Consider the following 13,470-nt stretch of genomic DNA (forward strand, 5'->3'; position numbering starts at 1 on the left):
CTATCATACTTGCCCCTAGTGTTAGTGCATATAAAAAACCACTACAAGCTGCGTTAGTATCAATACCCCATGCATTTTTTAAACCTGCCTTTTCACAAACCATACTCCCGGTTGATACCATTACGTAATCTGGTGTTGAAGTAGAGACAATTACACAATCAATTTCATCTGGATCTACATTTCCTTCTTCCATCAATCTATTCAAGGCATAAGTAGCCATGTCGGATGTAGCAATATTTGGATCATTTACTATTCTTCTCTCCTTTATCCCGGTCCTGGCAACAATCCATTCGTTATTGGTATCTACCATCTTTTCAAGGTCATGGTTACTTAAAATAGTGTCCGGAACATAACCCCCAACCGCGGTAATCACCGCATTTTTCCTTATTCTCATTTATGTTTATGTAATTCTGTAAAAAGGGGCAGGCATAAAACCTGCCCCTTTTTTTTACAAAGTTACGGCTTCTTCCACATATTCCCGCAGTACTTTTGCAGCTGCGACCATTTCTATTAAAGCTTTTTTTGTTTCATCCCAGTGGCGGGTCTTTAAACCGCAGTCAGGATTCACCCAAAGTTGGGCTGCCGGAATAACAGATTTGGCCTTTTCAAGTAGTAAAACCATCTCTTCTTTGCTCGGAACCCTTGGCGAATGGATGTCGTAAACACCCGGACCAATTTCATTTGGATATTTAAAATCAGCAAAGGCATCTAATAATTCCATCTGTGATCTTGAACACTCTATCGTAATTACATCAGCATCCATATCGGCGATGTTCTGAATGATGTCATTAAATTCAGAATAGCACATATGGGTATGAATCTGAGTTTCATCTTCGACCCCACTTGCTGAGATACGGAACGCCCTAACTGCCCAATGCAAATAATTTTGCCAATCGGCCTTACGCAATGGTAAACCTTCGCGGATAGCGGGTTCATCGATCTGTATGATCTTAATCCCTGCCTTTTCAAGATCCACAACCTCATCTCTAATTGCAAGCGCAATCTGTGTACAGGTTTCTGATCTGGGCTGATCATTTCTAACAAATGACCATTGCAAAATAGTTACCGGACCAGTAAGCATTCCCTTAACCCACTTATCACTAAGTGATTGCRCATATGCTGACCACCTAACAGTCATCGGTTTCGGTCGATGCACATCACCATAGATTACTGGTGGTTTTACACATCTGCTACCATAACTCTGCACCCATCCATTTTTAGTAAATGTAAAACCTGCAAGTTGCTCACCAAAGTATTCAACCATATCATTGCGTTCAAACTCGCCGTGTACTAAAACATCAATACCCGATTCTTCCTGAAAACGAATCGTTTCTTCAGTTTCCTTTTCAATTAACGCGTCGTATTCTGCAAGAGTTAAATCGCCCTTTTTATATTTAGCTCTCCAACTTCTTACCTCAGGTGTTTGCGGAAATGACCCTATAGTTGTTGTTGGGAACAAAGGAAGTTTTAATGCCTTATGCTGTGCTTCTTTACGAATTGCGAAAGCATTTTCCCGATTTTCATCTTTAGTAGTTATACCAGCAACTCTTTGTTTTACCGCCTGATTATGGATTAAGGAAGAAGTTTTGCGGTTTTCATTCGCATTAATATTCTCCGCCAGTTTTTCGGCTGCCGCCTCTTCTCCATTAACTAATTGTTTTAAAGTGACAATTTCATCTACCTTTTGCTTAGCAAACGAAAGCCATTGCTTAATCTCTGGGGTTAAAACAGATTCATTTGTTTCCAGTTCAAGATCACATGGTGAGTGTATAAGCGAGCACGATGGGCTAATAATCAATCTTTTAATACCAATATTAGCTTGTGCAGTTTCAATTAAAGCCAATGAGGTTTTAAAATCATTTTTCCAAATGTTTCTACCATCAACAACGCCAACTGATAAAATTAAATTAGAAGGAATAACATCCAAAACAGGTTGTAATTGCTCCGGATTTCGCACAAGATCAATATGCAATGCAGTAACCGGTAACGATGTTGCTAATTCCTTATTGTCTTTTAAAGCTTCAAAATAGGTAGTAAGCAACGTTTTAAGATTAGGAAATTGCTTTTTTATTTCCGCATACACATATTTATAAGCTGCTTTATCTTTATCTGTTAAATCTAAAGAGAGAAAAGGCTCATCAAACTGTACCCATTCAACATGTTGCTCTTCCAGTTTCTTTAAAATATCGATATATACCGGAAGCAGATTTTTAATAAGGTCTATCCTTTCAAACCCGGCTTCCTTTTCTTTACCAAGCAAAAGGTAGGTAACCGGACCAATAATTACAGGTTTGGTTTTAATGCCTAGTCTTTTACTCTCATTATATTCATCTAATATCTTGGTCGAAAACAGTTTAAACTGCTGATCCTTTACAAATTCGGGAACAATATAATGATAGTTAGTGTCAAACCATTTGGTCATTTCCATGGCCGTAATATCCAAGTTGTCTTTCTGATAGCCTCTGGCCATTGCAAAATAAAGGTCTAATTCTGAATTGCCTTTATTTAAAATAACCTCGTGATAACGCTTAGGGATTGCCCCAACTGTTAACGAAAGATCTAATACCTGGTCATAGAATGAAAAGTCGTTACTGGGAACTAAATCAATACCCGCTTGCTTTTGTAATTCCCAATTTTGCTGACGGATGTTTCTTCCAACCTGCACCAGGTTTTGAATTGTTGTTTTGCCCGACCAATACTGCTCGCAGGCTTTTTTGAGTTCTCTGTTGCTACCAATTCGCGGATAGCCTAGATTGTTTGTTAGCATTTTTCTTGCATTTAATTGAAAAAATCAGTTAAAAGCCCTTTGCTGAACTTCGCAATGCAATAGAAATAAAGAAGATTAAGAAAGGAAAAGATGTACTCAAGATGCCGTCATCTCGCACGCAGAGAGAGACCTCCTGACATAAACAAGGGATATCTCCTACCGTCGATATGACGGACGTCAATACATCATACCTGACTTGTGCTTCAAATCGCGAAAGCATTGTCAATTCGGTGAAGGCAGGTCTCCTGACTTGTAACATTTTTACCATCCTTCCCATTCCATAACTGGAACAGTGGATACTCTAAGGGTAAAAACCTTTGTGTTACTTACAGTTGCGCGACAGTTCGTGATTTACACACGATTCCCTATTAATCTACAATTAAGTAAAACCTCTCCGGTTGATGAAGAATTAAAGTAAAGAACTTATAAGCTGCAAACTTACATTTTATTACCCACACATTACATATTAATTTTTGAGTAGTGTACCTTTGCAACATTCTAAAAGCATTATTATGAAATTTAACCGATCCATTTTATCCGCATTTTTATTTGGTAGCATAGTGTTTCTGGCCTCTTGTCAGGATCAAAAAAAGCTTCCTATTTTAGGCCCCAGAGAAGCAGCAACAGTTAAAAATGCAGATGGATCAACCAGCGTTGATACGGTATATAAAACTATACCTGCATTTAGCTTCTTAAATCAGGACAGCACCCTTATTAACAACGATACTTTTAAAGATAAAATTTATATAGCTGATTTCTTTTTCACTTCGTGTACAACTATATGCCCTACCATGCACCGCAGCATGAAAACCATATTCGACAAATACAAAGACAATCCTGATGTGATGTTCCTTTCACACACCATCGATTTTAAATACGATCATCCATCAGTTTTAAAGAAGTATGCGCAAAAACTAGGCGTAGATGGCCCAAAATGGCAATTTGCTTATGGCTCAAAAGACAGCATCTACAAGATCGCGGAAAAGGATTATCTGGTTGCAGTAATTGAAGATAGCACAGCTAAGGAGGGATATGTACACCAGGGTTGGCTAATCTTAATTGATAAGCAAAAACGTATACGTGGAGCTTATGACGGAACTAACCCCGAGCAGGTTGCACAGCTTACCAAAGATATCCCGGTTTTACTAGCAGAAGATAAGAAGTAGTTATGCGTAAATTAATAATAAGCACATTATTTCTGATCACAATTGCTACAATGATCTATTCTTGTCAAAGCTCAGAACAGCTAAAGCAAGACATCTATTATGCAAACGGCCGTGATCTTTACATTAAACATTGCCAAAATTGCCATGGTTCAAAAGGAGAAGGATTAAATGCTTTGGCTCCGCCCCTTACAGATACCGTTTTTCTAAGGGAGAACAAACAAAAAATAGCTTGTTTTATAAAAAATGGCGCATCAGGCCCGATTACTGTAAACGGCAAAAAATACGATGGAAAAATGCCTGATTTTGCTACCCTGGCCAACATAGATATTGCTCAAATAGTTGTTTACATAACCAACACATACGGTAATAAACAAGGAATGTATACTCCAGAGCAAATAGCAGAAGATTTAAAAAACTGTAAGTAAAAGGAGGCTGTAAAATTATGCAATCGTCATTCTGAATTTATTTCAGAATGACGATTGATACACCATTTCTAAATAGAACTATTTCCAGATAGACTTAGCTGAATACACTTCCAGGTTTTTAACATCAATATTGTTCCCCCAGAAATGGAAACCCTCTTTATTATCATCAACCGGTTTTCTTTCCATTGAATAAGAGTAAGCACCACCATCAATAAACACCTCTATAGATGTTCTGTCAACATAAATATCAGCTGTTAGCTCCATGCTGGTCATATCTGCAGGTGAATAGAAAACCCCATTAATTGTATTATTGTTCATATCATAATCAATAATACGCTGACCAAATAAATTAAACCCGGCACTAGTCGCATGCGAAAGCTTAAAGGTAGTTTTAATGCGTATTTTATCAGCGCTATTGAATTCCTTAAGTTTCTGATTTGCATCATCAGATTTTAAACCAGCCCATTGGTTTGTACGTTCAAACAATTGTTCAGTCTCACTTACAGGCAAATTATACAACCTAATTCCATTTTTTGTTGAGTGAAGTTTCAGTTCTGTAGGCAATAACATCATGTTGTTAAAAGCCATACCCGGTTGCGCTACTCTTCCCCAGCCTATCTGAATACGTCTGCCGTCACTTTCAGGGATATTAGAATAGGTTTGAGCCGCATAAATAGACCCTGTTGTATATAAAAGCTTACCTGTTTCAGGAGTAAAAGCTTTTCCATCAAATGAACCAATCATATAAGTACCCGATGCACCATACATCACCCATTTGGTCTTATTTTTATCTCCATCAACTGGCAATTCAAAAAGGTCCGGACATTCCCAAAATCCGGTAACATGACTTTCAAAATTCCACTCCTTTAAGTTTTTAGAAGTATAAATAGAATGACCATCGCGCTCATTTAAAGCCATTACCCAATGTTTACCTGGTTTATACCAGAAAACCTTAGGATCGCGTGTATCTCTACTATTCCATTTCTCCTTAGAGTCTATAACTGGATTTTTTTCATATTTAGTCCAGGTACGGCCTTTGTCCAAGCTGTAAGCAACACATTGAATTTCTCTATCTGCATTGTCGGCAGTATAGAAAGCAACCATTGCAGGTATTTTTCCTTTATTAAAACCTGCAGTATTATCATAATCAATCACAGCAGATCCAGAAAACATAGTACCTAACTTATCAGGATGTAAAGCCACCGCGAGCTCTTCCCAATGTACAAGATCTTTACTCACAGCATGCCCCCACGACATATTTTCCCATTCTCTCTCATAAGGATTGTGCTGATAAAACAAGTGGTATTCACCTTCATAATATATCAATCCATTTGGATCATTAACCCATCCCCTCCTTGTAGTAAAATGAAACTGAGGGCGATTTTTCTCATGATACAAAGAATCCTGACCAGCAATCTTATCGTCCTGATAGATTTTGCTAAGTCCTGTAGCATCACCATCATAGCTTATTTTTATAGTTTTTCCTTTATAAGCAGATACGTCGCTAAAAACCCAGTACTCAGGTTCCCCTGTTGCCAATCTTATTTTAAATGAGCGTTCTTGTTTACCCGCTATTTCAAATGTCATTATTCCCCTATCCTGGCGTTGAGATATAGGTAAGTTGAGGTATTTCTTAGTGATCTTAATAGAAATATCTGCTGCAAAAATTGAGATACTGCAGTACAACATTAGCCCCGTGGTAAGTATGGCTTTTAAAATTGATTTCATCGTTTAGTTATTTAGGTTAAATTGTATGTTTATGTAATAATAATATTTTAAATCCATTACCAACCCTTATTTTGTTGGTATAAGCCTTTGCTAAAATTAACCTGATTTAATGGAATTGGAAAATACTCATCTCTTGCGGCTGTAAATTTAGCGGTAGCCAAATGGTTGGCTCTTGATTTTTCTATGTTAAAATAAGCGTTCATGGTTTGCGCCGCTACGCCCCAGCGTACCAGATCGAAGAAATGATAGCCTTCAGTTGCGAACTCAATCCTTCTTTCAAAGCGAAGCGCCTTTCTGGCATATTCCTGAGTCCATGTACAGTTTACGCCCGGCTGATATAGCTGAACATTATAGTTCGAGGTTGGATTTCCGTTAGCAAGTTTAAGAAGTGCTTTACTTTTTGATGAACGATCCCTTACCTGATTTATCAACGGGTAAGCCTCATCTTGTCTACCAAGTTCTATAAGCGCTTCAGCTTTCCAAAGAAGTACATCTGAATAACGAATAATCTCCCAGTTTTTAGAGCTCGACATAAATGGCGGAATTTTCTGAAAAGAAGCATCACCTGGCAATACCGCCTCTTTTAAACTTGCAAATGCATCATAAACTGCAGGAGCCCTTGCCCAAAATCGTTCAAATATAAAATCTGTTTTATACTTAAAAGGAGCTCCGGGTTTAGCAACAGTATGATCTAAACGAGGATCAAAAGTGCTGGTCTGAAAATCAAGTGACGCTGCAACATCAACATCGTTGTAGGTGCCAAACATTGGCAAACCATTTGCATCAGTTTTAAATGAGTTAATCAAATCATGGCTAGGCACATTAAATCCGCAGCAGCCATAATCCTGGTTCATTGGGTAATTAAGCGCGTGTCCATAGTCAAGCCGCCCCTTAGGTGTTCCATCATCTTTCGAATACTGAATAGCAAACACGGACTCTGGTCCATTTTCGGTTGAAGACAGAAAATTATTAGCAAAATCATCACTTAAATGATATCTGCCGGATGCAATTACCTCATCACATAAAGCATTAACCTCTGTTAATTTTTCAGAGCTTATGGAAGTTACTGTATTGCTTTCGTCCTGAATGTACGCCTGATATAAAAGCGCTTTAGCTAAATAAGCCTTTGCAGTAAATTTATTTGGCCGGCCTTTGTCACTTTGATCTGGTGGAAGCACAGCGGCTGCATCTTTAAAATCTGATGCAATCTTGTCCCACAACTCTTCATTACTTAATGCCCTGTTAGAAACTGTTGGATAATCCTCTTTTACAAGTGTTTCATCAATAAATGGTACATATTTAAAAAGGATTTTAAGCAGGAAGTAGTAATGGCCTCTCAGGAACTTTAGTTCTCCTTGTCTTTCTGCTTTTTTAGGATAATCCGCATCAGACAAAGCATTTACTCTTTTTAAGGCGTCATTAACCCTTCCAACACCTACATAAAGCCTAAACCACAACTGATCCAACAAACCATTATCTACCCTATTTGTAACAAAGGTTTCAAAAAGATGGAATTCAGACAAATCCCCTGGTCCATCTCCTCCTTTATAAGTATCTCCACCTCTAACGCTACCGTATGGCCACATGCTTGAATAAGGTGAGGTATAATGGTCGTTTCCTAAAGATGAGTAAGCTGCAATTACCATCTTGTCAACATTTTCGGGAGTATTCAGTTCTTCACCAGAAGCAACTCCCTGTGCTGGTTCGTCAAGTACCTTTTTACAAGACGTAAGAAGGACACCAAGAACCGCTAGTGTATATAATAATCTTTTCATGTTCTGTTATTTTTAGGTTACAATGTAATGTTCAGGCCAATAGTTCCTATTACAGGTACTGGAAATCCATAATTGGGAGTTTCCGGATCGGTACCTGTAAACGACTTACTCTTGATCGTAAATAAATTACTTCCCTGTATGAATACGCGGGCATTCTGAATTTTCGATTTAAACACACGCTTAAGGTTATAGCCAAGCTGTAAGTTTCTTAGTTTTACGTAAGAACCATCTTCAATAAAATAGGTTGATGACCTGCCCTCGTTATTATTATCAATTAAGGTAAGTGCAGGAATGGTTGAGGATTGGTTAGACGGAGTCCATGCATCAAGAGTTCTCTGGCCCCAGTTTGTCCCTGTCCACAAGGATGAAAAATCAGTATAAGTTTTAAATTCATTTGTTACCTTGATGCTAATTGCCTGCACAAAGAAGCTAAGATCAAAGTCTTTGTATGTAAAGGAAGCGTTTAAACCATAAGTAAATTTAGGGCTGGCATTACCAATAAAATCTCTGTCCTTATCATCTATAACATTATCTCCGTTTAAATCTTTATACCTGATCCGGCCAATTCCTTTTCCAGGTTGAGCTGCCGAAGAATTTACTTCGTCTGCATTTTGAAACAAGCCATCGGCGATATACCCAAAAAATGAATTAATTGGTCTGTTCAAAACAGTTTTATCGGTTCCATTGCCCGGGTAAGAAGCTAAAACATCCTCTGGCAAATAAGTAACTTCGTTTCGGTACAATGAAAAATTACCCGTCAGATTCATTGAAAAATCATCAGAAAATTTGTTATCGTAAGACAGTAAGGCATCAAATCCTTTGTTACGCATCGAAGCCCCATTGATGTATTTACTACCCCCATCACCCAAAACAGCCAGATAAGCAGGTTTAATTAAAATATCGGAGGTATTTTTAATAAAATAGTCAAATGAACCTGTGATTTTGTTGTTTAACAAGCCAAAATCCAAACCGAAATTAGATTCCTGTAAAGATTCCCATTTCAGGGCATTGTTCCCCCTTTGTATTGAAGTAAAACCTGATGGCAATTGTCCGGAACCACTGCCTGTAATATCATAAGCACTTCCTGCATCAAAATCCCATGTCGGATCCATACCATAAATAGCGGCATATAGCGCTCTGTTAGCATTATTCGGAATTTCCTGATTACCCGATTTACCCCAGCCATATCTAAGTTTTAAATCAGAAATAAATGGAAGTTTTTTCATAAACTCTTCCTCGCTAACGCGCCATCCTGCAGAAAATGCAGGAAATGTACCATAACGGTTATCTTGTCCGAAACGCGAAGAACCATCTCTCCTTATTGTAGCTGAAACAATATATCTGTCATTAAAAACATAATTTACTTTTCCAAAATAAGAGAGCAGCGCATTTCCGGATCCTATTCCCTCATTTAAGGTATTGCCTGTTGCAGCACCCAGATAAGCGTAATCTATAGTTTCTAAGGCTAGCCCCTGTCTGCTGGCAAGGAATGATTGATTGATGTTTTTAATCTGCTCATGACCAAGCAAAAATTCCACCTGATGTTTATTACTGGTTAGTTTGTAGTTCAGCGTGTTTTGCCAAACTATGTTACCATCGTAATTTTGTGAATTAGTGACCTGATTAGACGGATCTGCTAAAAACCCGGAGATGTATGATTTACGCAATGTCCTTTGGTAAGTTCCATTATAATCTACCCCCAGGCTTGTACGTAAGTTTAATCCAGGAATAATACTATAATCAGCATATACATTTCCCATAATACGATAGAAACTGCTTGAATTTTGCCTGTTATCTTCTATCAATCTCACCGGGTTTTGCCTGTCGGTCATACCCGAGGCAGGCCCACCCCACCCACCATCTATGGTGTGTATCGGCACAATTGGCTGCTGTACAAGCGATGTAAACAGAATATCACTCACCGGGGTAAGTGCATTTTTAATGTAGCTGGCAGTAAGATTTTCTCCTATTTTAAGCTTGGAATTTAAAAAATTAAAGTCGGTGTTTAGCCTAGCAGTAAACTTGTCGTTTTTAGAAGACTTTACAATTCCCTTGTTTTGGTAATAGCCTAAAGAAAACATGGTATTTCCTTTTTCGTTGCCATTGCTCAAGGCAACATCATACGATTGAATAATTGAATTTTGTGAGATGGCATCAAACCAATCTGTATTGGCAGGCCTCATGGTCTTAGCATTATCAATAAACTCAGGATAAATAACTTTATTTAAAACTGGGTTATTCACATCATTATTCCAGTCAAACTGATAGATCTGATGTTTATTCGGATCCGCTTTATCATTAACGGCTGCCTGCCAGTAAGCCCTGCCTCTGCCTTCTGCATCCAGGGTTTTTAATTTGGTAGCGTAATTCTGAATAGAAGCAGAAACATTTACGTCAATTTTTGAATATCCTGCCCTGGCTTTCTTAGTAGTGATAATGATTACCCCGTTCGCAGCTCTTGAACCGTAAATTGTAGATGAAGAAGCGTCTTTTAAAACCTGAATAGATTCAATATCATTAGGATTTAATTCCTGCAAACCTCTCTTCGATGGCACACCATCTATTACATAAAGTGGATCATTATTACCTAAGGTTCCGATGCCTCTAATCCTCACAGTAGCACCGCCTGATGGAGAACCATCTGTAGTGATAAAAACACCCGGCACACGTCCCTGGAGAGACTTAACAGGATTCCCGACTGGTATATCTTTAATACCTTTCACGTCTACTACATTTACTGCCCCGGTAATGTCCTTCTTACGTTCTTTCTGATATCCGGTTACTACTACCTGATTCAAACTGGTACTTGCAACATTTAGTTTGATCTGAATATTTTGTGAGTCTGCAGTGATAGTGTAGCTATATGGATCTGCGCCCATATAAATAAACTTTATCGCTTGTCCGTTCTCTGCGCTGATCTTGAAATTCCCGTTCTGATCAGTAAGAACCGTAGTTTTAGTACCTGGAATTGCTACTGTCACCGCCTCCAAAGGCACTGATTCTCCATCAGTTACCTTTCCGCTAATGACTCTGGTTTGCCCAAAGCTCGCGCTTATCGCTATGAGCAGCAAGCTGCATAGCAAGAAAAATTTTCTCATGATTTATTTGGTTATGGTTTAAATATTTGGTTGTTGTTTAGGTTATTTCTGTTTAAATATTTGATCTCTGAACTGAATGTACTCGGCAATATCATACTGAGGACAGCCTCCTTTTTTGGTTGCAATAAACCCGCCCATGGCTATCGCTTTCATTAATATATCTTTAGGTTGATCTTTAAGGTAATGACTGGCAATAAAAGCAGCCAGAAAAGAATCGCCACTACCAATCGTATCCGTTACTTTTATCTCGTTGCCCCAAATATGATGTGCTTCATCATTCTTGTAATACGAAGCGCCAAACTCTCCTTTAGTAACAACGATTTCGGGGACATTAAAACGGTTTTGGATAAACTTAACCATCTGTGGTTCTCCCTCAAATGAACCGCTAAACATAGTCTGCACCATACTCAACTCTGCCTCATTAAACTTCACAATGTCTGCTTTAGTTAATAGAATTTCTAACAATGAATGATTAATAAAAGGCGGACGAATATTGATATCAAAAACTTTTATTGCATCAGTATCCAACAATTCGATAAGCGTATTTCTGGAGGTATCATTTCTGGAAGCCAGGCTACCATAAACGAAATATTTTGCTGGCTTTATTTGTTCCTTTAACTCATTTGCTTCATTAATAAAATCCCAGGCAACCGGAAAAACAATCTCATAAGTCACCTCATTCCCATTGTTCATTCTGGCAAGCACTTCACTGGTAGCGTGCTCTTTGTCGGTTTGCAGGAAGCTCCTGTTGATCCCCCAATTGCCCATCAGTTCTTCCAGCTTATGCCCATTGTTGTCATCACCAATTCTGCTAATCAAACCAGATGCTACACCTAATTTATTGAGGTGATAAGCAACATTTAAAGGTGCGCCACCCGGCTGAGGACCATCAGGCAAAACGTCCCAAAGTATTTCTCCATAGCACACTGCTTCTGCCGTTAAAGATATTTCTTGTTTCATAGTTTAAAATTTAATGTAAAACAATATTGTCGCCGATGCTCTCCAATGATTTTCCTTTTGTCTCAGGCATAAAGCGCCATACAAATAACAATTGTAAAACCATCATGGTGCCGAAAAAGCTAAAAGTTACCGCACCTCCAAAAGTTTCGGCAAAATAAGGGAAGTAAAAAGCAACCAGAGCGGCCATTACCCAGTGCGTAGAGCTGCCCAAGGTTTGCCCTTTTGCCCTCACCTGATTTGGGAAGATTTCTGAAATAAACACCCAAATAACCGCTCCCTGAGAAAATGCAAAAAAAGCAATAAACACCATCATATAGATGGGAATAGCCATACCACTAAAGCGCTCGGTATAAAATGTAAAGGCCACTAAAAATAAGGAAGCGATAAGGCCAAAAGACCCGATTAACATCAATACACGGCGACCAACTTTATCTATAAAATTTAATGCTAATAAGGTAAATGCAAAATTAATCAGCCCAATTCCAACTGTTGATAACAGCGAGGAATGTGCACCAAGTCCGGCCATTTCAAAAATCCTGGGCGCATAATAGATAATGGCATTAATACCCGACACCTGATTAAAAAACGCAAACAGCACGGCAAATATCACAGGTTTCGAATACTGACCAGAGAACAAACTTTCCTTGTTTTTTGAAGATTCTCCCAATTTCTTTTCTGATCCCTTAATTGCCGCTAACTCAGCCTCACAGTTCAGCGGGTTAATGATCCTTAATATTTCCAGTGCCTTTTCAGTAGCTCCTTTTTTAAGGATAAGCCAACGTGGACTTTCGGGAATAAACTTAATTAGGATCAGGAAAACTAAAGATGGTACAGCTTGCACACCCAACATCCAGCGCCACGATGATTCTCCACCCTGGCTAATCAGGTAATTTGAAAGGTAAGAGATCAGAATTCCAAGTACTACGTTAAACTGGAACAATCCTACCAAACGGCCACGTCTGTCGGCCGGCGAAATTTCTGATATATAAATTGGAGCCGTTACTGAGGATGTGCCGACTCCCAAACCTCCGATAAATCTGAATACAAGAAAAACATACCAGTTATCTGCCAATGCAGTTCCTAATGATGACAACAAGTAAACTACTGCAACAAAATACAAAGTGTTTTTGCGGCCGAACTTATCAGATGGTCTGGAGCCAAGTAATGAGCCTATCACAGTACCTATTAAGGCTATTGAAATGGTTAGCCCATGTTCAAATACAGAAAGATTCCAATATTGTTGAATTGATTTCTCGGCTCCTGATATCACTGCGGTATCAAAGCCAAAAAGAAACCCGCCTAATGCTACTACTACCGACCAGGCAAGCACTGAATTTTTTTTCATGAAGTTCGATTTATAAATGGTTAATGATTGCAAATTAGAGGTAAATCAGAAGCAGGTGTTATGATTCTTACATCAAATTCTTTAAAAAATCAAACACAAACAAAACCACTGATAATCAAACGATTAAAAACAAACAAAGGAAGTAATTTCCCCTACATTAAATCTGGTTACATAATTCTTTAACTCTCGTTACACTGCTTATTGCG

General features: G+C 38.4%; 9 protein-coding genes and 1 riboswitch. Of the genes, 2 read left to right on the forward strand and 7 right to left on the reverse strand.

All coding sequences use genetic code 11. The annotated features are described in order from the left end of the window. Together AC1DDX_RS11985 and metE are read right to left on the reverse strand one after the other, a co-directional pair. Positions 1 to 394 (reverse strand): ketoacyl-ACP synthase III (locus tag AC1DDX_RS11985; protein WP_477622083.1); only part of this gene is annotated, 394 nt, incomplete at its 3' end. A 54-nt stretch (positions 395 to 448) separates the two neighbouring features. Then, positions 449 to 2,767 (reverse strand): 5-methyltetrahydropteroyltriglutamate--homocysteine S-methyltransferase, encoded by a 2,319-nt coding sequence (gene metE / locus AC1DDX_RS11990; RefSeq protein ID WP_477622084.1) that lies wholly within the window; start codon positions 2,765 to 2,767, stop codon positions 449 to 451. Between the two features lie 218 nt (positions 2,768 to 2,985). Continuing rightward, positions 2,986 to 3,176: riboswitch (cobalamin riboswitch) on the reverse strand. A 103-nt stretch (positions 3,177 to 3,279) separates the two neighbouring features. Between metE and AC1DDX_RS11995 the strand changes: the two genes are divergently transcribed. Both AC1DDX_RS11995 and AC1DDX_RS12000 read left to right on the forward strand, forming a co-directional pair. After that, complete coding sequence (locus AC1DDX_RS11995) at positions 3,280 to 3,933, forward strand: SCO family protein (protein ID WP_337717953.1); 654 nt, start codon at positions 3,280 to 3,282, stop codon at positions 3,931 to 3,933. Between the two features lie 2 nt (positions 3,934 to 3,935). Further along, positions 3,936 to 4,358: a c-type cytochrome gene (locus AC1DDX_RS12000; RefSeq protein ID WP_172660376.1), complete on the forward strand. Its 423-nt coding sequence runs from the start codon at positions 3,936 to 3,938 to the stop codon at positions 4,356 to 4,358. A gap of 78 nt (positions 4,359 to 4,436) precedes the next feature. Here AC1DDX_RS12000 and AC1DDX_RS12005 read toward each other — a convergent pair whose 3' ends face one another. From AC1DDX_RS12005 to AC1DDX_RS12025, 5 genes are read right to left on the reverse strand one after another with little or no spacing between them, the layout of a single operon-like run. After that, on the reverse strand, positions 4,437 to 6,086 hold the full coding sequence (locus AC1DDX_RS12005; protein ID WP_172660377.1) for a glycoside hydrolase family 32 protein: 1,650 nt from the start codon (positions 6,084 to 6,086) through the stop codon (positions 4,437 to 4,439). Positions 6,087 to 6,142: 56 nt separating this feature from the next. Further along, positions 6,143 to 7,861 (reverse strand): RagB/SusD family nutrient uptake outer membrane protein, encoded by a 1,719-nt coding sequence (locus AC1DDX_RS12010; protein WP_172660378.1) that lies wholly within the window; start codon positions 7,859 to 7,861, stop codon positions 6,143 to 6,145. 17 nt (positions 7,862 to 7,878) lie between these two features. Continuing rightward, positions 7,879 to 10,959: a SusC/RagA family TonB-linked outer membrane protein gene (locus tag AC1DDX_RS12015; protein WP_337717956.1), complete on the reverse strand. Its 3,081-nt coding sequence runs from the start codon at positions 10,957 to 10,959 to the stop codon at positions 7,879 to 7,881. Between the two features lie 42 nt (positions 10,960 to 11,001). Continuing rightward, on the reverse strand, positions 11,002 to 11,919 hold the full coding sequence (locus AC1DDX_RS12020) for a carbohydrate kinase family protein (protein WP_172660380.1): 918 nt from the start codon (positions 11,917 to 11,919) through the stop codon (positions 11,002 to 11,004). A 10-nt stretch (positions 11,920 to 11,929) separates the two neighbouring features. Then, on the reverse strand, positions 11,930 to 13,264 hold the full coding sequence (locus AC1DDX_RS12025) for a sugar porter family MFS transporter (RefSeq protein ID WP_172660381.1): 1,335 nt from the start codon (positions 13,262 to 13,264) through the stop codon (positions 11,930 to 11,932). Positions 13,265 to 13,470: the final 206 nt, after the last annotated feature.

The organism is Pedobacter sp. 10L46_2 (assembly GCF_056395165.1).